Here is a 20,263-nt window from a genome sequence, read left to right as displayed (position 1 = left end):
TTGGAGATTGGGGTCAATCGTAGGCGTTGGCTGCTGGTTGCTGTCTTGTTGCTGGCTTATGGCCTGCGGGTGCACAACCTGGAAGTGCAATCGTTTTGGAACGATGAAGGAAACAGTGCCCGGCTCAGCGAGCGTTCCATCCCGCTTATCATCGAAGGAACAGCCAGCGATATTCATCCGCCGCTGTACTATTTGCTGCTAAACCAGTGGCGCAAGCTGGTGGGTCATAGTGAATTTGGGTTGCGGTCACTGTCCTTGTTTGCCGGGCTGCTAACCGTGCCGTTGACATTTGTTTTAGGAAAAAAGCTGGAACACAGAGCTACACGGAGAAAGCACGGAGGTTCACAGAGGCTTGGCTTAATTGCGGCGGCGTTGGTCGCTATCAATCCGGCGATGGTTTATTATAGCCAGGAAGCACGAATGTATGGGCTGCTGGGCTTTTTAGCGGTGCTGACGACGGTTTTGCTGCTACGCTGGTTTTCGGTAGACAGTAATCAGTTATCGGTAAACAGTAATCGGAGTTGGATGTGGGGTGGGGCGTATGTGCTGTGCGCTGCGGCGGGTTTGTATACGCATTACTTCTTCCCGACGGTTCTCCTCGTCCACAACCTGTTTGTTCTTCTCAAAATCATCCAAGCCTATCGCACCAACTTCACAATTCACAATTCATTATTCACAATTAAATATTGGTCTCTCCTCATGCTCGCCACTCTCCTCCTCTATGCCCCCTGGCTACCTATTTTTCTGGATCAGTTTGGCAGCGATCCGGTTAACCGTCCGGGGGTTGGGGAATTTGTAACGGCCGTTTCCCACTTCCTCACATTTGGGGCTACCATTGAACAGGAGGCTAGTTTGTTATGGTTGGTGGCTGGTTTGTTGGTGATTGGGTTGGCGTACGGCCGTGCCAAGCTCATCCTGCCACTGTTGGGCGTCCTTGTGCCACTGGGGATGATGTTTGTTACAGGAACCACTGACGCTGAATTCTACAAATTTTTAATAGTGGCCGTCCCGTTTTGGGTCATCTGGCTGGGCGCAGCGTTTACCGAAGCCAACCAGCGGGGTTTACAATTGGTAGCGGGTATTTGCCTGCTGATGCTGCCGTGGGGGGAATGGCAATCGCTGCAAAATATGTATGCAGACCCCGCCTACGCCCGTGCCGATTACCGGGCAATGGCTAATCGTATTTTGGCGGAGGACTATCCCAATGCGGGGGTGATTTTGAACGCCGCCAACCAGTGGGAGGCGTTCACTTACTACTACCTTGACAGTGGAAACGTCTACCCGTTGCCGGAGGGGCGCAGTCGCCCCAGTCCCGACGAAATAGACGCCACATTGAGCCAAATTGCGGCGCAGCACGGCCGTCTTTACGCCATTTTCTGGGGGGAAGCCCAGCGCGACCCGGAGCGGCTGATTGAGCGTTGGCTAGATGCCCACGCCTTCAAGGCGACGGATGAGTGGTACGGGGACGTGCGCTTTGTAACGTATGCCGTGCCCTCTGCCCCCGCCACGGAGATGGCAACGGCAGTCTCCCTGCCATTTGGTGAAAATATTAGGCTGAATGGCTACACTCTCAGCGAAACCAGTTTGCGTCCAGGGGATATTGTGGCGGTGACTTTATTTTGGGAAACGGCCGTTCCCCTGCAAAATCGGTACAAAGTTTTCCTGCACCTGGTGGATGAAAACGGCATTCCGGTTAGTCAACGAGACAGCGAACCGGGCGGCGGGTTGGCCCTCACCACCACCTGGCAACCAGGCGAACAGGTTCTAGACAATCACGGCCTGCTCATTCCCCGCGACCTGCCCCCCGGCAGCTATCGTTTGCTACTCGGCCTCTACGATTTGGCCGATCCCGCTAATCGCCTGCCCATCACCACTCCCGAAGGCATCACCGATGCGTATTGGTTGACCACCCTCCAAGTTGGAGAGTGATTTTCCGCGTCATCCGCGCTAGTCTGCGTCCTATAATTGCAATTACTGGAGAGCTCTTGCCTGGATAAATTCTCGTTTTTTGAGGGCTTGGCGATATGGTGCTATTGGAGGTATATTTTAACTCTCCATTGTTTGGCTCAGGCCTGTGGTTGGCACAAAAAGGGGTCTTGTTTTGCCCGCAAATTCGTCCTTAAATCGGTATCTGCTCAAAATCGGCGGCTGGAGCGCAATCCTTTCAGGTATTTTCTTCGTCGTTGTCACGATTTACATTTTTGGCGTATTGGGATCATTTGGATTTGTGCCAGAAATGTTTGACGATCACACCCTGCTGCATCCGTGGGTTGCCGAACATACGCGATTGTACCAAATCTCCTGGCTGTTTTACTTCCTCACACAGCTCTTCCTTCTACCGGTGCCACTTACGCTAGCGCACTACTTTGGCGGTGGCGATGAGAAGCAGATAGCCTTGGCAAAGCTGAGCAAACTGTTAGGCACAGCTTCTGTTACTATTGCAATTATTAGCCCCGTTATTTTTTATGCCATTACCCCCATTACCGCTGAGGCATATGTAGAATTCAGTGGCCAGGTCGAAGCCCAATCTCTCACCATAATCATCAGTGAATTATTAACAGATATTCCCAAAGAAATTCGCCTCTTTTCTGAAGTGATTTTGGGGATATGGCTCACCATTGTGGGCTATTTGTTTCTCGATGCAAATCGCTCAAGAGTAGTTGGCTGGTTGGTTTTGGCGATGGGCGTGTGGACGCTGTTTGTGGTGATTTTGAAAATCTTCAACCCCTTCACGCCATTAGAAGATTTTCTGGGACTTCTGTTGGCAATCAGTTACCTGTTCATTGGCGTACACTTGCTTAGGACATAACCAATGGCCTAATGAATCAGGTCTGGTAATTGGGTAAGGGATTCCTCCTCGTTATTTGCTATCTTGTTGATCGCACCAGGCGACGACAATAGCAGAAAGCTCATCTTTTTTCGTTTCAAGATCTGCAAAGCTGGTAAATTTCATGCTGCGGGCTTCTTTGCCATCACCCACAAGGTTAGGAAAGTCACCTTGGATAAATTTGCCTTTATGAAACATGAGACTGGCATGCTTCTTAGATTTGGGGAAAAAGCTCGCCAGGTTACCACGGTAAACAAAGGTGGGTGCTTGCCACTTGATGGTTTCTTCGATACGTTCATCTGCGGCCAGAATCTTTTCACGAACGGCCTGAACAAGCTCTTTCATGGGATTGTCATAATTTTCAAACCAGTTATCAACCTCAGGATTTTTATTCATCACTTTTTCCTTACTGTTACTTTTCCGGGGTTTAAAAATATTTCGTCTGCGCTCGCGTGAGAAATCAATTCTCCGGTGTTCAAGTTCATAACGTTAAACACCTGAAACCCACTTTCCTCTTTCCAGGAAAGGAAAATAATATCTTTAGCAATTTTGCTTGCAATATAAGAGTTTTCTCCACTTGTAGGTTCCTCAATAGTACCTTCCGAAAGCTCCCAATGGAGAATGTCTTCAGACTTGATTGTTATATCAAATGAGTAGTCCCCATAGTCAAAAACGTATGTAATTCCAATAATGTCTAGTTCCGTGCTCATATCCCTATCGTCTCCTATTGCGTTGCTCTAAATAATTGAAGAAAGCAGGGCAATTCAATACTATCCGCAACTTAGACGCAAAATTCAAGGCTTTGTTAGCGATTTCATTGAAACATAACGCCCGCTTCACCTGCCGTTAGGTCAGGTGCAAGCCTTGTTGGGGCGCAACTTGAGCAGTATTTTACGGTAAGGTTTGCATTGTTAATTGATCGCAAAATGTTTATTCTGGCCAAACTATCTCCGCAGCCAAATATTCTGACATAACAATACGCACGATTGTTATCGTCTCTTCATAGACAATAAACCTGTAGCGTTCGTTTTGAACCGTTACCCAGTTAATCAGGCTGGGATTTATTGAGTCAAATTGCCTCTGAAAAGCCCGGCTTCCAATCTCTGGTACAGTATGCCGATAAAATGCAGATTCAAATTCACGCCTCAATTCGCCGCTTATGGAATTCAGGCTTTCTATACCAATTTCAGGCTCTTCATCAGGCGCCCGGTTGCTTAACTCATATGCTACATGACACCGTGCAAGTTTTTCGATAACTTTTTTTGCCCTATCCATTTCTAGATAAATTAGCCCATCCATCATTCCTTTTTCAATCTTTGATTGCAAGGCAGGTTTTCTAGATAGCGTTTTCTGAATTTTTCTGCGTCTCAGTTCATTTGGATTTGTTGTACCAACCCGTGCACATTCAATCCAACAAGCCAAATATTCTTCATCTAGAGACATCCCAACGTTACAAGAAGAGCAAGTTTCTGTAATTTGTAAATTTTCTGGATATGGTTTGTCCAGAAAGATTTTTGGTGGTATGTGCTCACGAGTTAAGGCGATAGAAGGTCTATTGCAACCAGCACAATATGAATTATGTCGTATATCGCTAAATGGACGGTATTGTTTCATATTGTTTGATCATCTTTTTGTCGCCCCTTTCAGTTGCATAAGCTGCAAAATCTGTGGGCAGTTTTGTCAGCTTTATGCTTTTGTTGGGGAGGCGATCTTTGCATTAGAGGAACCTAAAAATATATTTAGCCGCCCCAACATATATTAGGCTGCACCCGTGCATGATAAACCTGTGAATTTATTGTTATACGGCGCGTTTTGCAGTATAAACCGGTAATTCTCAACAAATATCTGCACAATTTGCGGCATAAGCCTTATTTCTTAGGTTTATTCGGCACATTTGCATGATAAACCTGCCAGGACAAACAAAAACGCGCACAAACAGTATACAAAAAACAGTTGAAATCTCAATCAGATCATCATTTATGTATGCCATCCTGAGCAATAGTTTGTATGAGAGGCAATCATACGTTTGGTAACAAAATACAGCAAATTTGCAGAGCGTGTTTGTGGTGTAAATGGATTACAATAACTTGGCCACCAGCGCCGTCCAGCCAGTTTGGTGGCTGGCACCAATGCCTGCGCCGTTGTCGCCGTGGAAATATTCGTAAAAGAGGATGTGATCGCGCCAAAGTGGATCGGTTTGGAACTGCTGAACGCCACCGTAAAACGGCCGTTTCCCCCCATCATCTCGCCGAAACAAATTCACCAACCGCTGGGCTAGCTCATCAGCTACTTGGTCTAGATTGACGGCCGTTCCCAACCCAGCAGGCAGCGCAACTTTCAACCGATCGCCGTAATAATGATGGAACTTCTCCAGGCTCTCGATGAGCAGATAGTTGACCGGCAGCCAGATGGGGCCGCGCCAGTTGGAGTTGCCGCCAAAGAGGTAGATGTCTGATTCCGCGGGGGTGTAGCGCACGGTGTGGACGTGGCCGTTGATAGGCAGTTGGTACGGCTGTTCCGCATACTCTTTAGACAGCGACCGAATCCCAAAGTCCGACAGGAATTGGGCTGGATCCAACATGCGCTGCAAAATGCGGGTAAGCTGACTTTGGTTGACGAGTGAGAGCAGGAAACGGCCGTCTTCTCCCGGTTCTGTTAGCGAGGCGATGTGGCTAACGAGTTGAGGCCGGTATTTGATAAACCAGTTCATGCGGCGGCGAAAGCGGGGCAGCTTTTCTAGCAAATCTGGCTCCAGCGTTTCTACAGCGTAGAGCGGAATGAGGCCGACAAATGAGCGCAGTTTGAGGGGGAAGTAACGGCCGTCTGCCAAATGAATCTGGTCGTAAAAAAAGCCATCCGCTTCATCCCACAAACCACCATCCCCAAAGCTGTTCATTGCGTCGGCGATGTAGATGAAATGCTCGAAGAATTTGGTAGCGACATCCTCGTAGGCGGGTTTGGTGCGTGCCAGTTCCAGGGCAATGGCCAGCATGTTTAGGCAGAACATGCCCATCCAGGCCGTGCCGTCTGCCTGCTCCATGTGGCCGCCGGTGGGCAGTGGCTGGCTGCGGTCGAACACGCCGATGTTGTCTAGCCCCAAAAAGCCGCCCTGGAATACATTGTTGCCGTCGGCATCTTTGCGGTTGACCCACCAGGTGAAGTTGAGCAGCAGCTTGTGGAACACCTTCTCTAAAAATTCGGTGTCGGCGTGGCCAGTGACGTTGCGGGTAATTTTGTAGACGCGCCAGCAGGCCCAGGCATGCACAGGTGGATTCACGTCGCTAAAGGCCCATTCGTAAGCCGGAATTTGGCCGTTGGGGTGCATGTACCATTCGCGCAGCATCAGGATGAGCTGCCGCTTGGCCCATTCCGGGTCTACCAACGCCAGCGGCAGCGTGTGGAAAGCCAAATCCCAGGCGGCATACCAGGGATATTCCCACTTGTCTGGCATAGAAAGCACGTCGAGGTTGTAGAGGTGAGGCCAGGTGTGGTTACGGCCGTTTTTCCGCACGTCGGGCGGGGGTGGGCTAGCCGGATCGCCATCGAGCCAAAGCTGCACACCGTAATGGTAAAATTGCTTCGACCATAGCAGCCCGGCCAACGCCTGCCGCTGGATGCACCGCTCGTCTTCGGTGAGGTGCGATTGGTGAACTGTTTCGTAAAATGCGTCTGCTTCGGCGAGCCGCTGGGCAAAAATGGCGTCAAAATCGGTAAATGGGGCGGCGTGCTGCATGGGGCTAAAGCGCACCTGCACCACACACTGCTCCCCTGGCGGCACCACTGCCTGGAAGTGCGCCGCTGCCTTGCTGCCCACCTGCTTTGGGTTGACGGCCTCGTTTTCGCCCTGAATCACTACCCGATGAAAACTGTCTTTCACGTACGGCGTGGCGTTTGGCTGGTTGAAAAGAGCCATGTTTGTTTCATTTTCGGTAAACATCAACGTTTCCGCGCCGTTCACCCACCACCAGCGTTCCCCCAAATGGCGGTGTTTCGTGTAGACAGTTTGTTCATCAATGGCTTCAAGGCGTGGGCGGGGACGGCCGTATCCCCAAGACCAAGTGTTGCGGTACCAAATTTGGGGCAGGATGTGAATGGGGGCAGGGGTGTTGGCGCGGTTAACGGCCGTAATCCGGCACAGAATATCCTCTTCGCCCTCTTTGGCATATTCCACAAACACGTCAAAGTAGCGGTTTTCGGCAAAGGCTTGGGGCAGGGCGTCGATTAGCTCAAATTCGGGATCGGTTTTGCCGCGACGGCCGTTTTCGGCCACCAATTCCGCGTACGGGTAAGCCACCTGAGGATATTTGTACAGCATCTTCATGTAGCTGTGCGTCGGCGTACTGTCCAGGTAAAAGTAATACTCCTTCACATCTTCGCCGTGGTTGCCCTGGTTGCCCGTGAGGCCAAACAAACGCTCTTTCAGGATGGAGTCCTGCTCATTCCACAACGCCACGCCTAGGCAAATATTCTGGAACCGATTGCACACTCCGGCCAGCCCATCTTCGTTCCAGCGGTAAGCGCGGCTGCGGGCATGGTCGTGTGGCAGATATTCCCACGCCTCACCTGTCGCGCTGTAATCTTCCCGCACTGTGCCCCAGGCACGTTCGCTCACGTAAGGCCCCCAATTTTTCCAATCTGCTTGGCGGTTTTCTGAATCGATGAGGCGTTGCTGTTCGGCCGTTTTTTTCATTTTCACGCTTATCCGTACCACTCAATGATTCGTTTTGCATAATAGCTCGGCCAACTTTGGTGGCCAGGGGCTATCAGTTGAATCTCTTTATCCAGTTTTACCAACAAATAGGTGAGTTCGCTTTTAGCAAAAGCAGCATTGATCAATTCCCCTAACGTTTTGTGCAAATAGTCTGCGTACCAGATTGGCCATTCTGGATCAGCGCCATCTGTGGCTAAAAAAGCTTGATGATGAGCCTGCCCGGCCTCTTTGAGCAAGTCGATAATCGCTTGTTGAATCAGTTGGGTTGACATCGGCATTTACTCCTTTCTGTTTGGCTTGTGCATATGTGAAAGCCAAGAAGTATCTTGGATTAGATTGAGCGCAATTTTGGCTTTCAGTTGAGCAAACCACAGAGCCATCGCTCATTGTTTTTCAAGATATTTTCTGTGATTTGCATGACAAAATGACTTGCCAATTCCTCTTTATCTTACAGAGTTCGTTGGAAATTGCGAAGCAGCAGCGGCCGTTCAGGCCTGCTCTTAATTGGTTGGTAACATTCATCAGACTGGCCACGTCTCAGGGAAAGAGCTGAGAATTTGTGAACAATACTGGAAATGAAACATGCTATACTTAGGCCGCAATGTCCCAATTGCCTCACACAACCCTCATTTCTAGCCAAAACGCGCCTGCGGGTGCAAATTCAACCATTAAATTTGACATAAAATAAAGGAAAACCTTATGAGTAAACTGCGTGAACTATTTAATCTCGGCCAATCTATTTGGTACGACAACATCAGCCGCGCCTTGTTAGACTCTGGCGCAATGCAAGCCCTGATCGATAACGGCGTGGTTGGCGTCACGTCCAATCCTTCCATTTTTGAAAAAGCCATTGCCAAAAGCAGCGATTATGATGGTGCTATTCGGGAGCTGGCTCAAGCGGGCAAATCCACCAATGAAATTTATGAGGCGATGGCCCTAGAAGATATTGGTGAAGCGGCCGATTTGTTTCGTCCGGTCTACGACAAAACAGGTGGTTTGGATGGCTACATTAGCCTGGAAGTTAGCCCAACGCTGGCGCGGGACACTGAAGGCACCATTGCTGAGGCGCGTCGGCTGTTTGCTACGCTCAATCGTCCCAACATCATGATCAAGGTGCCCGCTACGCCGGAAGGCATTCCGGCCATCGAAACGTTGACGGCCGACGGTATCAACATCAACGTAACGCTTATTTTCTCGTTGAGCAGCTACGAGGACGTGATGAATGCGTACATTTCTGGGCTAGAAAAGCGTTTGACGGCGGGTCAGCCAATCAACAATATTAGCTCGGTGGCTTCCTTTTTTGTGAGCCGGGTGGATACGGCCGTTGACAAAGCCCTCGCCGCCAAAGGAAATAGTGAGTTACAGGGCAAGATTGCCATTGCCAACGCCAAAGTGGCGTATGCGCGGTTCCAGCAAATGTTTAGCGGCGATCGGTGGCAAAAGTTGGCAGAAAATGGAGCGCGGGCACAACGGCCGTTGTGGGCCAGCACCAGCACCAAAAATCCAGCTTACCCAGACACGCTTTACGTAGATACGCTCATTGGGCCAAACACGGTGAACACCGTGCCGCCTGCCACGGTAGACGCCTTTAAGGAGCACGGCACGGTGGCGGTGACGCTCACCGAGGGCCTGGAAGATGCCGCCGGACAGCTAGACGCGCTGGCTAATTTGGGCATCAGCTTGGACGAGATTACGGATCAGCTGCAGGTTGCAGGGGTAGACTCCTTTGCTAAATCATTTGAAGGGTTGATAGACAGCATAGCTGGCAAGCGGGCAGCTATTTTGGCGGAAGCGGTTGGTTTTGCCGCAAGTTTGGGGGATTTAGATACGGCCGTTGCTGCCACAGAAGCTGATTTAGCAAAAAAAAAGATAACTGAGCGCATTTGGCAGCACGACCACACCGTTTGGCATCCAGAACCGACCGAAATCACAAATCGGCTGGGCTGGCTGCACACCCCCAAGACGATGGTGGCGGAGCTGCCACGCCTTAACCAATTTGTGGCGCAAGTAAAAGCCGAGGGCTTTACGGAGGTGCTGCTGCTGGGTATGGGCGGCTCCAGTTTGGCACCTGAGCTTTTTGCCAACGTATTTGGCGCGGCCGTTTCTGGCCTGCCCCTGCGCGTTTTTGACAGTACAGACGCAACAGTTGTGCAACATTATGCAGAAACGGCCGATTTAGCCCACACGCTCTTCATCGTCTCCACCAAGTCTGGCGGCACGGTAGAAACGCTCTCCTTCTTCACATATTTTTACAACCGCGTGGCCGATTTGGTAGGTGCAGAGAAAGCAGGACGCCAATTTGTCGCCATCACCGACCCCGGTAGCAAGCTAGTGACGCTGGCCGAAAAGTATGGCTTCCGCGAAACATTCCAAAATGACCCCAATATTGGTGGACGATACTCCGTCATCTCCTTCTTCGGCTTAGTGCCTGCGGCATTGGTAGGCGTAGATGTGGCCTGCTTGTTGGAGCGGGCACAGGCGGTGAGCCAGGCGCCCACAGCCACCAGGCTCGGCGCGATTCTAGGTACGCTGGCCCAGCAGGGTCGTGACAAGGTGACGCTCATCACCTCCGCGCAGATTGCCAGCTTTGGCGATTGGGTGGAGCAGCTTATTGCGGAAAGCACGGGCAAAAATGGCGTGGGTATCTTGCCCGTGGTGGGAGAGCCGGTGCTGAAACCTGTTGGTTACGGCGACGATCGCCTGTTTGTGCATTTGCGGCTGGCGGGCGATGATTCGATGGATACGGCCGTTTCCCAACTAAAAGCCGCCAATCAACCCGTCATTCGTTTTGATTTGGCAGATTTGTGTGATTTGGGTGGGCAATTTTTCATTTGGGAATTGGCAACGGCCGTTGCCGGGCACATCCTCAGCATTCAACCGTTCGACCAGCCCAACGTAGAATCGGCGAAGGTGTTGGCGCGCAAAATGGTGGCCACTTACCACGAGACTGGCAAGCTGCCCCAGCTAGACAGTGCCGAACCGACGGCCGCGAATCTGCAAGCGTTTGCGCGGCAGGCCAAACCGGGCGATTACATCTCCATCCACGCCTACGTGCCGCCCACGCCAGAAACGGATGCGCTGTTGCAAACGTTACGCACCCAACTGCTCAAACAAACCAAATGTGCCACCACCGTGGGCTACGGCCCCCGCTTTTTACACTCCACCGGGCAGCTACACAAGGGAGACGGCGGCAATGGCCTGTTCATCCAGTTCACCTCTGATCCGGTGGCAGATGTGGCCATTCCAGATGAGGCAGGCGAAGCGGCCAGCGGCATGAACTTTGGCGTCTTGAAGCAATCCCAAGCGTTGGGAGATGCCCAAGCCCTGCTGGATGAAAACCGTCGCCTGATTCGTTTTGAGTTGGGAACGGCCGTTAATGAAAAGCTGCAAAAATTGATTAGCTGATAGTTGTTAGTTCAACCAGCCACTAGCCACTAACAACTAGTTACCGTTCCAAAGGAACTCCCATGTCCAACGATCAAAAACCAACCACCTTCGTCATTTTCGGTGCGTCTGGCGACTTGACGCGGCGCAAGCTAATTCCTGCGCTGTTCAACTCTTACTGCAAGGAACGCCTGCCCGCGCACTTTAACATTGTTGGCTTTGCTAGACGGCCGTGGGACGACGACCAGTTCCGCCAGATATTGCAGGAAGGGATGCAGAAGCTGGCTCCCGAAACATACATCGCTGAAAAATGGGAACCATTCTCCCAAAAAATTAGCTATGCACGGGGCGATTTGCCCACACAGGCGGATTATCTCGCACTGAAGAACCACCTGGAAGCGATTGAACAGGGCGCAGGCAACCGCTTGTACTACATGGCAACCGCCCCCCGCTTTTTTGTACCCATCGTTGAAAATTTGGGGGCAGCGGATATGGTCGAGCAGTCGGCTGGCTGGCGGCGCGTGGTGGTAGAGAAGCCATTTGGGCATGATTTGGCCTCAGCCAAAGCGTTAAACCATCAGATTCAGGCAGTGTTTGAGGAAGAGCAGATTTACCGCATTGATCATTATCTGGGCAAAGAGACGGCGCAAAATATTTTGTATTTTCGCTTTGCCAACACCATTTTTGAGCCGGTTTGGAACCGTAATTACGTAGACAATGTGCAAATTATGGTGACAGAAAGTGTGGATGTGGGGCATCGGGCAGGGTATTACGACCAGGCAGGTGTGGTGCGCGACATGTTCCAGAATCACCTAATGCAGCTACTGTCGCTGGTGGCCATTGAGCCACCTGCTTCGTTCAAGGCGGTGGCGGTGCGAAATGAGAAGGCAAAACTGTTCCATGCGATACGGCCGTTGCCCCTGCACCAAACCGTCCGTGCCCAATACGATGGCTATTTGCAGGCCGAAGGCGTTGCACAAGGTTCACAGGTACCCACTTACGCGGCCATGGAGCTGTACATTGATAACTGGCGCTGGCAGGGCGTGCCGTTTTACTTGCGCTCTGGCAAAGCGTTGGCCGCCAAAAACACAGAGATCGTGATTGAGTTTAAGCAGCCCCCTCACCTCATGTTCGACGACATCGAGGACGAAGATTTCACCTCAAATATTTTATCGCTGTGCATTCAGCCAGATGAAGGGATTCACCTAAAATTAGAGGCAAAGGTGCCGGATTCGCACAAAACGCAGCCAGTGGATATGGAGTTTCATTACCGCTCATCGTTTAAAGGAAACCGGCTGCCAGATGCGTATGAACGGCTGTTGTTGGATGCGGTGCGGGGCGATGCGTCGCTGTTTACTCGTGCCGACGGCATCGAAGCGGCCTGGGCCTTAATGGACCCGGTAATCCACGGTTGGGAAAACGACGATGATGCCCCGCCGATGGCAACGTACCGTCCCGGTAGTTGGGGCCCCGCCGAGGCGGATGCTTTGCTGGCACGCTCTGGCCGCATTTGGCGGCACGCTTGCAGCCATCCTGAACCGTGATCAGTAAGTCAGTGGTCGGTAATGTCGCTGTGCGACCGCTTCGCGTACAGTAGGTCAGTTAGTGTGAAGGCCAGTTTACTGATTATCGATAACTGAAAACTGATTACTGAATACCGTTTACCGTTCACTGAGCCGTGTGGCATTGCAGGATGTATAGTTTGTAATCAGCACCGCCGGGTGTGGGCATGATTTCTACGGCAAACTCAAATTGGACGGGAACGCCGTAGGTATTTTCTAGCCTGGTGAGGGCGGTACGCATGAGCCGTATAAATTTTTCGTCATTGATGAGGTGATCGTAGGTTAGCTGGTTGGTTTGGGGGTCTAGTAGGAAACGGCCGTATGGATAATCCTCGCGCAAAATATCAGAAATGGGCAAAACCTTGAAGCAGTTTTCTTGCAGGTCTACCATTTTTACCTTGTCTTGGATGAAATCTTGGCTGTTGTGCAGATAAGTTGGCGTATTGAGCGAAATGATGCAGGCATTGCCATCTTCCAACGGCCGTTGCACGCGCTTATCTAGCCCCAATGTAAGCCGCAGGCAGCCATCTTTAGCGCGGCTGTCGTTGGCATTGAACCAGGGATTTTGGCTGAGGCCTGTGCCCACGATGGTTGGTAGGTAGTAACGGCCGTATTTATGACCAATGAGCGCTTGAATCATCACTGCCATCCGCTCGTCGTAATCAATGAGGCCGTGCTTTTGGCGTTCCAGCATCGCTTCTGGATTAAAGATGCTGGCGTATACCTTGCGTACCGCAGCCAATAAGGCCGCAAAATTTTCCTGATGGTTACCCTGGTTGGCGCAAAAGACAGAGGTGTATTTGCCTGCAAAAGCGTAATCCAAATGATCTTCTAATAAGCTGGAAGACCGGACAACGAAGGGCCGGCCGTTTAATCGCGCCAACACATCCCGCAGTTGCTCCATAATGTAGTTGGGAATTTTTCCTTCCTTGCAGATGCGGATAATTTCTGGATACTGCTCCCTCATCTCTTCAACAGACAGATATTTCTGGTTAACAAACCGCTCCATCTTGTTTTGCAACATAAATTCATAGATGATTTCAGAGCCGATGAAAAATGTATCGGGAATGGTGACATGGTTAGACAAGTCTGGCCCAAAGTCATGGGTGGCGCGCTCCAAAATGTGCCAGGCCAGCAACATGCCCCCCGATTTGCCGCCAATTTTGCCGCTCCCAATAAGCCGTTCGTAAATCCAATTAAGGTCCTTGATGGCAAATACCTTCTTGGCAACGCGAATAAAAGCGAGTTGGTCACTGAGCAGCCGCTTGATAAGCACGACCTTGATCTCTTCCAGATGGTGCTTCACATTTTCTTTTTCAGGTGGTGGCAGCGCGTCGTAGATTTCACCTTGTTCAAAAAGCATCGCCCAGGGTGCAATTTCCGGGTTAAATGTCAGCTCAATCCCTTTGGTAGCTTTGTCCTGGTTGTTCAACACCTCGTTGATGAGCTGCTCTAGCAGGGTGATGCCCAGATTATTGGCAAAGTAGTTGTCGGTGTGCAGGTCGCGTACTGTTTCCAAGCGTCGTTGCCAGGCAGCTTCATCTTCTTGCACGGTAGGGTTATTAAGTCCTTCACGCCGTTGCGACTCGATGGCCAGGTCTTTTACTTCTTGCTCAAAGTCGGTTTTTTCGATAATGCCGCGCCGGAACAACTCTTCGCGCATTCGTAGACGAATCCGGTCACACAAAATGGGGTATTGGGCTAGCTTAATGTAGACATCAATAGTGGGGGTAACGGTTCTGAGTGGGCCAGTGGGCATGGCAACTCCAATTGGTAAATAGTGGTTGGTGGCTAGTAGCTGGCTACACAAACCGCTAGCCACCAACCACTAAAATTTATGTACGAGTTACTAAATTACTGAGCAATTTTTCTGTGGCGGTGCTGATTTCGGCGATAGCTTGTTCGAAGGCGACTTCGTTGGCGCGAGACGGCCGCCTGTAACCAGAAACCTTGCGTACAAATTGGCGGGCTGCCGCTTCGATTTCATTAGGGGTGGCAGGTGCTTCAGCGCTGCGTAATTTTTTAATACTGCGACACATCATGACCTCCAGAACAACGTTATGGTTGTTGGTAAACAAGCTGGATGGGACTGCTGGGCTGAATAATTCCGCAACGGCCGTTTACCGCCAGATTCATCACTTCCCCATCCTCACTTATTTCACTTACAGTCTCACTCACTTCTCCGCCAAGACTGCTAAAGCTAATGGTTGAATCGAGAATAAACGGTGTACCCGTCAGGTCAATATTGGCACGTCCCAGCGGTGCATCTAGCTGATTCCGGTTGCAGCCGGTTGCCTGGGCAAAGTCTGAGCGAGCAACCGGGTAGATGGCAAGCTGTTCGCCAGAGATAGTATTGTACCCGCCAAAGCTATCTGCCAGCATGGCAAATGTCATATCGGTTGGGTCTACAATGAGCGTGCTGGGGTTGAGCCGTACTTTTTCATATTGCGTCACAATTGCGCCTTCGGGGTAGCTGATGAGGCTAAAGTTGCTCCCAGAGGCGGTGGCGGGTAGGGTGAGGTACTCTTGTGGATTGGTTGCCATGTTATGGCAGTAGAGGGTTACGGCCGTTTTCCCCTGAAGATAAATTGTGTATTCACCATCTGCGGCGTTGGGCTGCTGCTGCTTGAGCATGGCGCAGGAGCTTGGTAATGGCACTGGCGATGGCGTGACGGTGGCAAACCGGGTTGGCGGCAGCGACGTTGGCTGCAAAGTGGCAATTTGCGTAGCGATGAGAGCCACGGTAGTGGCCTCCACTCTAGCTGGCTTGAGGTTGTTTCGGTTGAGCAGCACGTATCCTAAGTAAAAAGCCAACACCACCATTGCACCACCGATCACGAGCAGCCAAGTCAAGAGCGGTTGAGAGGAACTTTTGTCGTCAATCATAAGCAAACACCAACGTAAGTTACATGTTTGCTAGTAGCTTACCCTGCAAAACAAGAATAATCAATTTGGTCGTTTAAGAGTTATAGCTGTGTCAGGCCTTCCTCAATGATGGGTTCCAGGCTGCTGAGGCGGGTGAAGGTATCAGCTAGTTGCTCAGCAAAGCGCGTTTTTGTAAACGTCGCATCTAGCGACAGGCGGTCAGACAAATTGGTTTTGGAAAAGCGACACTCAATATCCCAACTAGCCACAGCGTCTGCCATAATTGCGCTCCTTTAAGCTCAACCAGGCGGTACGTTTGTAAAGCTGTCGGTGGCGCTGATGATAAGCAGGAACAAGATGACGAGCAAGGCACCGCCCAGGAGCCACTGCTGCAGCAAGCTGGCGACGACGGCCGCTGCTACCAAACCAGCAAAAGCAAGCATCAATCGCCACACTTTTTGGATGTGTGGCGGGAAGGGACGAGGACGGCCGTTTTGCCACAAATAACTGCCTAAAGTAGTCAGCACCAGGCTGAGGATGACCATACCCGTCACAATTTGCCCGCCCGTGATGCCACCGCCGCGAAAGGGAGCCAGTAGTACTCCGCAGCTACTACCTACCAGCCGACGATACGGAGAGTTGCGAACTGTGCTAACACGAGCCAGCACAACCCGATTCCAGGCGGCATCATCGGCGGTTACCTGCCATGCGGCCGTATCACTGTCGCCCGGTGACAAGGTGAACTCAACGCGCTCCTCCCGGATTAGGCTGGCAAATCCCTGCGAAATTCTGGCTCGTACCGAGAGATTTTCATCTCGCTCGCCCCGGTTGGTAAACGAGGCCTGGATGGTGACTTCCTCATCCGTCATCATCAGCACGGGGCAGCTTAGGCTCGGCAACTGCTGCTCTGCCTGGAAAAGTCTATCAAACAGCGATGCCTCTAAATCGCCCCAAATGGCTAACACAGCGACGGCGATGCCAAAAAAGAGACCTGCACAGTAAAGGGCCAAGTTTAGATTAACTGCTTTTTGTTGTTTTTGGGTAACGGCTTGTGCTGTCATACTATCATTATACGGAAAGATTAGAGATTCGTCTCAAACCAGGCCAACATTTGCAGCCAGGCATCCATTGCTGCTTCGGCATCGTAGCTAGCGCGGGTGTCATTGAAGAAAGCGTGCTGTGTGCCGTCGTACAGCTGGAATTTGTTGGGAACGCCTGCCTGCGTTAGCGCGGCGTGCATCGTTTCGTAGCCACTGGCAGGAATGCCATCTCGCGTGCCTAAAAAGCTTAACACCGGGGCGGTTACCTGGCCAGCTTCACTGGCCGAGAGTGGCGAACCGTAAAATGGTACGGCCGCATGAACATCTGGACTATTTGCGGCCGTTTGCAACGTTAGGCCGCCGCCCATACAAAAACCAGTGATTCCGAAACGGCCGTTTGTAAATGCCTCTGTCTTCAAATAATCAATTGCTGCCTGAATTTCAGCAACCGCTTCCTCTCTACCCAACGCCATCGCTTGCTTGCGCGCTTCATCCGGCTCAGTGGTGACCACGCCGTGATACAAATCTGGCGCCAGAGCCACATATCCCTCGGCGGCCAAGCGTCGTGCCACGTCCTTGATGTGGTCATTTAGCCCCCACCATTCCTGAATAACGATGATTGCTGCCCGTGGTTCGTTGCCCGATTGATATGCCAAGTATCCCATCAACTCCTCGCCGTTTGGCCTGGTGTAGGTGGCAATCCCCGTGATGAGTTCATCTGCAGCAGGAACGGCCGTTGCCGATTCTGTAGCAGGGGTTTGGCTTTCATCAACCACCGGGGGCGGACTGTCGTTGGGGTTGGCGGTGCAGGCCGCCAGCAATGTGTTTGCTGCGACCACACTGCCCAAAGCGGCCGTTGCCCGCAGTAAAAATTGGCGTCGGCTTACGCCACCTACCTGAAATTCGCGTACTAGCTCCATCAATTCCACACGACTCATGATTTTCTCCTTCAATAATATATTTGCCACAGAGACCACAGAGGAAGAAGAGAAAAATCTATTCAAGATCAAAAAATCTGTGAAATCTGCGGCTAAAGCTAAAATTCCCCAATATCCGCGTACCGGAACCGCTCGATGGCAGTGAAGCCAACGGCCGTAACCAACATCAAAATGGTACTCATAGCCAACGCTTGTCCAAAATTCAATGCCCCAGGCTGCCCCAAAAACCGTTCTATGGCGATGGGAATGGTGAGGTAGCCGCTATTAGGCCGCACAATAAAGCTGGTGGCCCCAAATTCCCCCATACTCACCGTGAAGGCAAACACAGAGGCGACCAGCAAGGCTCGCCCGACAATCGGCAAATCCACCTCCCGCCAAACGCGGGTGGGCGAAGCGCCCAGCACCGCCGCCGCTTCACGCAGGTTGGGCTTGATCCCTTGCAAAACAGGCAGCAGCGTCCGTACCACAAAAGGAAACGCCACCAGTACGTGAGCAATAAGCACCAGCAGCGGTGACGTACGCAGCCAGCGAAAGGTGACAACATAGCCAAAGCCCAGCGTCACGGCCGAGGCCCCTAGCGGCAGCATAAACACCGGATCGAGCCAGCTACGCCAGCGGAAAGCCTGTCCTGAGCGTTGGGGCTGTGCGAGCAAAGTCGCTGTCAGAAGTCCAAATATGCCAGCCACCAGCACTGTTAGCAAAGCGTACCCCAGCGAATTGCGTAATGCCACTAATGGTGGAATAAAAACGACGCTGTCCCGTCGCAATGTGGGCAGGGCTTGGTAATACGCCAGGGTAAGCTGGCCTTCGCGGTCAACTAAAGATTGCCAGACCAATGCCAGCAGCGGCGTCAGCAAAAAGAGCAAGAGCCCCAGCACCATGCTGCCCAGCATCAGCTTTTGGCCTGTAGTTTTGGCTTGGCGCAAGCCGCTTTCTTGTGGACGAAAATCGAGGGAAACGGCCGTTTGCCGCTGCCATCTTGCGTATAGCGACATAAGACCAAACGTAAACACAATCTGCAACAGGGAAAGCGCACCCGCCACGTCGGGACGCAAAAAAGTAATGTATTGTCGATAAATTTCGGTTTCGATGGTGCTAAACGACGGCCCACCCAAAATGAGCACCACGCCAAAACTGGTGAAGGTGAACAAGTAAATGAGTAGGGCGGCACTGATGAGCGACGGCCGTATCAGTGGCAAAGTGATCTCCAAAAAAGCGCGGCGTGGTGAAGCCCCCAACGTTTGCGCCGCTTCCACCAATCGCGGATTTAGATTGCCCCAAAAACCACCCACTAGCCGCACTACGACTGTTACGTTGTAAAAAACGTGCGCCAGCAAAATAATCGTCAACGTTTGCTCCAGCTGGATGGGTGGGGACGGTAGATTGAAGCTGCTTACCATCAGCCGATTCAGCGACCCGTTGGCTCCCAGCAAGGCGCGAAAGGCGGCGGCAACCACCACCGTCGGCATGACAAAGGGAATGGTAGTAATCGCCCGCAGGACCGTTTTGCCTCTGAATTCATACCGAGCAAATAGATACGCTGCTGGCAGCCCCAGCAGCAGCGTTAATCCAGTAGAGAGTGCTGCTTGCCACACTGTAAACCAAATCACACGCCGGAAAGACGGCCGTATTAACAACTCTCCCAGCGCATCGGCCGTTAGGCTGAGGCGCAAAATGTTCCCTAGCGGGTAAAAAAAGAAGACGACCAAAAACAACAGCGGCAGCAGCAAAATAAACCGTCTCACTGTGGTTCTCTTTGACCCAATAATTTTTTGATTCATAGCATAGATTCACAATATGACTCGATGATTTAGGAAACTATCGCAATCGCTGTACGAATGCAAATGGCGTGCCGATTTTGATTAGTTTTTGCCACAGATTTGTGCTGAGTGCAGTCGAAGTCGGGCACAGAGGGAAATGAGCGGAAGAGCATATTTCATAGGTAAGGCATTAGGGTACAATCAGCTAGTTTAAGTTATGTATGTCTTGATTTTGAGGGCTTTGATATGGAAATCATTGTAGAAATTGGTACTACAGTGCAACAGGAGCTGATACGGGGCGAAATAAGTTTTCTAGTAGACATTTTAGAAGGCTTGCCTTTGATGCAGAAATTGAACCGTAAGTTGACGAAGATTATTGTTGCCGACGACTTTAGTAGAGCAACAAATGCTGCTCAAGGTACAGTAAATTATTCTTCCCATCGCGGAATCGGTCTCAATAAGGTAAATGCACTGGCGAAAGTCGTTGAATCTGAGAGCGGAATAACGATGCTGCTCTCACGGGATATTTACAATGAATTTATGGATGACCAAATTAGAACTTTCGTATTTTTTCACGAAATTTGCCATGTTCTAACTAAAAATATTTTCCCATCTCTAATTACAAATATTTTTGCGATAAGAACCTATCTTGCCAATCTATATGTACTTTACGACGAATACTTTGCGGATAGACTCGCCTTTCAAATAGTTGACAACATTGTGCCTAAAAAGTCCACTCATTGGGACATGTATTGGTCAAATTCAATCAAAGGATTTATTGAGTTGCTTTCGGACAATACTTATTACGAACTGCTATTAGATAGAATTCAAAAGTTCCGTGTAGGTGAGATAGAAAACGTAGACACGCTTATGATATCAATAAATCAGATTATGGATGAAATATCATTGTCGACAATTCATCTGTTTGCTGTTCTTCACAGTTTTAAGAATGATGATGAAGACTCTCTTTTATCACAGTCAAAATTTGTGAATCAAAGGACTAATGATCTGATTCAGTATTTGAAAGACAAGTACGAGGGGCCTGACCACGATTTAACTGATGGCGTTGATGTAATAGCCGGTTATTTTGCTAATTTTGGATTTAGGCTGGAAGATTTGGAACAAGGTGGTTACATTCGTATTTTGGATATTTAATTCATAGATTGGGTCAAATTC

17 protein-coding genes are annotated in these 20,263 nt (G+C 50.7%); 5 read left to right on the top strand and 12 right to left on the bottom strand.

Going from position 1 to position 20,263, the window contains the following annotated elements; translation table 11 throughout:
- The gene (locus ACOQPM_RS19930; RefSeq protein ID WP_420632010.1) at nucleotides 1-1,929 is read left to right on the top strand and encodes a hypothetical protein; all 1,929 of its coding nucleotides are present in this window, start codon (nucleotides 1-3) and stop codon (nucleotides 1,927-1,929) included.
- 172 nt (nucleotides 1,930-2,101) lie between these two features.
- Nucleotides 2,102-2,809, top strand: a complete 708-nt coding sequence (locus ACOQPM_RS19925; protein WP_420632009.1) for a DUF4386 family protein — start codon at nucleotides 2,102-2,104, stop codon at nucleotides 2,807-2,809.
- Nucleotides 2,810-2,860: 51 nt separating this feature from the next.
- On the opposite strand, the gene ACOQPM_RS19920 is transcribed toward ACOQPM_RS19925, so the two are convergent.
- The 5 genes from ACOQPM_RS19920 to ACOQPM_RS19900 all read right to left on the bottom strand — a co-directional run bounded on the left by ACOQPM_RS19920 (nucleotide 2,861) and on the right by ACOQPM_RS19900 (nucleotide 7,810).
- Entirely contained in the window at nucleotides 2,861-3,223 is a 363-nt protein-coding gene (locus ACOQPM_RS19920; RefSeq protein ID WP_420632008.1) for a DUF1801 domain-containing protein, read from the bottom strand.
- Nucleotides 3,223-3,537, bottom strand: coding sequence for a MoaF-related domain-containing protein (locus tag ACOQPM_RS19915; protein ID WP_420632007.1), 315 nt, complete (start codon nucleotides 3,535-3,537; stop codon nucleotides 3,223-3,225). The genes ACOQPM_RS19920 and ACOQPM_RS19915 overlap by 1 nt, the downstream gene beginning before the upstream one ends.
- Nucleotides 3,538-3,757: 220 nt before the next feature.
- Nucleotides 3,758-4,441, bottom strand: a complete 684-nt coding sequence (locus ACOQPM_RS19910) for a hypothetical protein (RefSeq protein WP_420632006.1) — start codon at nucleotides 4,439-4,441, stop codon at nucleotides 3,758-3,760.
- A 463-nt stretch (nucleotides 4,442-4,904) separates the two neighbouring features.
- Nucleotides 4,905-7,517, bottom strand: coding sequence for an MGH1-like glycoside hydrolase domain-containing protein (locus tag ACOQPM_RS19905; RefSeq protein ID WP_420632434.1), 2,613 nt, complete (start codon nucleotides 7,515-7,517; stop codon nucleotides 4,905-4,907).
- 8 nt (nucleotides 7,518-7,525) lie between these two features.
- Complete coding sequence (locus ACOQPM_RS19900) at nucleotides 7,526-7,810, bottom strand: hypothetical protein (protein WP_420632005.1); 285 nt, start codon at nucleotides 7,808-7,810, stop codon at nucleotides 7,526-7,528.
- A 427-nt stretch (nucleotides 7,811-8,237) separates the two neighbouring features.
- On the opposite strand from ACOQPM_RS19900, the gene ACOQPM_RS19895 reads away from it, so the two are divergent.
- Entirely contained in the window at nucleotides 8,238-10,943 is a 2,706-nt protein-coding gene (locus tag ACOQPM_RS19895) for a bifunctional transaldolase/phosoglucose isomerase (protein WP_420632004.1), read from the top strand.
- Between the two features lie 62 nt (nucleotides 10,944-11,005).
- Nucleotides 11,006-12,466, top strand: coding sequence for a glucose-6-phosphate dehydrogenase (gene zwf / locus ACOQPM_RS19890; protein ID WP_420632003.1), 1,461 nt, complete (start codon nucleotides 11,006-11,008; stop codon nucleotides 12,464-12,466).
- 124 nt (nucleotides 12,467-12,590) lie between these two features.
- On the opposite strand, the gene ACOQPM_RS19885 is transcribed toward zwf, so the two are convergent.
- From ACOQPM_RS19885 to ACOQPM_RS19855, 7 genes are all read right to left on the bottom strand, one after another.
- A complete protein-coding gene (locus tag ACOQPM_RS19885) occupies nucleotides 12,591-14,243 on the bottom strand; it encodes a PEP/pyruvate-binding domain-containing protein (protein WP_420632002.1) in 1,653 nt (550 codons plus the stop codon).
- A 76-nt stretch (nucleotides 14,244-14,319) separates the two neighbouring features.
- Nucleotides 14,320-14,526 carry a DUF2277 domain-containing protein gene (locus tag ACOQPM_RS19880; protein ID WP_420632001.1) on the bottom strand — a complete coding sequence of 69 codons (207 nt, stop codon included), beginning with the start codon at nucleotides 14,524-14,526 and terminating at the stop codon, nucleotides 14,320-14,322.
- 16 nt (nucleotides 14,527-14,542) lie between these two features.
- Nucleotides 14,543-15,370 (bottom strand): GON domain-containing protein, encoded by an 828-nt coding sequence (locus ACOQPM_RS19875; RefSeq protein WP_420632000.1) that lies wholly within the window; start codon nucleotides 15,368-15,370, stop codon nucleotides 14,543-14,545.
- An 80-nt stretch (nucleotides 15,371-15,450) separates the two neighbouring features.
- Nucleotides 15,451-15,630: a hypothetical protein gene (locus ACOQPM_RS19870; RefSeq protein ID WP_420631999.1), complete on the bottom strand. Its 180-nt coding sequence runs from the start codon at nucleotides 15,628-15,630 to the stop codon at nucleotides 15,451-15,453.
- 18 nt (nucleotides 15,631-15,648) lie between these two features.
- Entirely contained in the window at nucleotides 15,649-16,410 is a 762-nt protein-coding gene (locus tag ACOQPM_RS19865) for a hypothetical protein (protein ID WP_420631998.1), read from the bottom strand.
- A 20-nt stretch (nucleotides 16,411-16,430) separates the two neighbouring features.
- Nucleotides 16,431-17,327 carry a dienelactone hydrolase family protein gene (locus ACOQPM_RS19860; RefSeq protein WP_420631997.1) on the bottom strand — a complete coding sequence of 299 codons (897 nt, stop codon included), beginning with the start codon at nucleotides 17,325-17,327 and terminating at the stop codon, nucleotides 16,431-16,433.
- A 98-nt stretch (nucleotides 17,328-17,425) separates the two neighbouring features.
- Complete coding sequence (locus tag ACOQPM_RS19855; protein WP_420631996.1) at nucleotides 17,426-19,072, bottom strand: ABC transporter permease; 1,647 nt, start codon at nucleotides 19,070-19,072, stop codon at nucleotides 17,426-17,428.
- A gap of 261 nt (nucleotides 19,073-19,333) precedes the next feature.
- On the opposite strand from ACOQPM_RS19855, the gene ACOQPM_RS19850 reads away from it, so the two are divergent.
- Nucleotides 19,334-20,242: a hypothetical protein gene (locus tag ACOQPM_RS19850; RefSeq protein WP_420631995.1), complete on the top strand. Its 909-nt coding sequence runs from the start codon at nucleotides 19,334-19,336 to the stop codon at nucleotides 20,240-20,242.
- Nucleotides 20,243-20,263: the final 21 nt, after the last annotated feature.

It is taken from the genome of Candidatus Leptofilum sp. (assembly GCF_965223525.1).
In the GTDB taxonomy this organism is placed as follows: Bacteria; Chloroflexota; Anaerolineae; order Promineifilales; family Promineifilaceae; genus Leptofilum.
Note: the sequence above shows the minus strand (reverse complement) of the source record. Positions and strands in the feature narration are given on the sequence as shown.

Bases quoted from the DNA above. Each gene is read 5' to 3' on its own strand.
- ACOQPM_RS19920 (WP_420632008.1), bottom strand. From the start codon at position 3,223: ATGAATAAAAATCCTGAGGTTGATAACTGGTTTGAAAATTATGACAAT.
- ACOQPM_RS19915 (WP_420632007.1), bottom strand. From the start codon at position 3,537: ATGAGCACGGAACTAGACATTATTGGAATTACATACGTTTTTGACTAT.
- ACOQPM_RS19910 (WP_420632006.1), bottom strand. From the start codon at position 4,441: ATGAAACAATACCGTCCATTTAGCGATATACGACATAATTCATATTGT.
- ACOQPM_RS19905 (WP_420632434.1), bottom strand. From the start codon at position 7,517: ATGAAAAAAACGGCCGAACAGCAACGCCTCATCGATTCAGAAAACCGC.
- ACOQPM_RS19900 (WP_420632005.1), bottom strand. From the start codon at position 7,810: ATGTCAACCCAACTGATTCAACAAGCGATTATCGACTTGCTCAAAGAG.
- ACOQPM_RS19895 (WP_420632004.1), top strand. From the start codon at position 8,238: ATGAGTAAACTGCGTGAACTATTTAATCTCGGCCAATCTATTTGGTAC.
- zwf (WP_420632003.1), top strand. From the start codon at position 11,006: ATGTCCAACGATCAAAAACCAACCACCTTCGTCATTTTCGGTGCGTCT.
- ACOQPM_RS19885 (WP_420632002.1), bottom strand. From the start codon at position 14,243: ATGCCCACTGGCCCACTCAGAACCGTTACCCCCACTATTGATGTCTAC.
- ACOQPM_RS19880 (WP_420632001.1), bottom strand. From the start codon at position 14,526: ATGATGTGTCGCAGTATTAAAAAATTACGCAGCGCTGAAGCACCTGCC.
- ACOQPM_RS19875 (WP_420632000.1), bottom strand. From the start codon at position 15,370: ATGATTGACGACAAAAGTTCCTCTCAACCGCTCTTGACTTGGCTGCTC.
- ACOQPM_RS19870 (WP_420631999.1), bottom strand. From the start codon at position 15,630: ATGGCAGACGCTGTGGCTAGTTGGGATATTGAGTGTCGCTTTTCCAAA.
- ACOQPM_RS19865 (WP_420631998.1), bottom strand. From the start codon at position 16,410: ATGACAGCACAAGCCGTTACCCAAAAACAACAAAAAGCAGTTAATCTA.
- ACOQPM_RS19860 (WP_420631997.1), bottom strand. From the start codon at position 17,327: ATGAGTCGTGTGGAATTGATGGAGCTAGTACGCGAATTTCAGGTAGGT.
- ACOQPM_RS19850 (WP_420631995.1), top strand. From the start codon at position 19,334: ATGGAAATCATTGTAGAAATTGGTACTACAGTGCAACAGGAGCTGATA.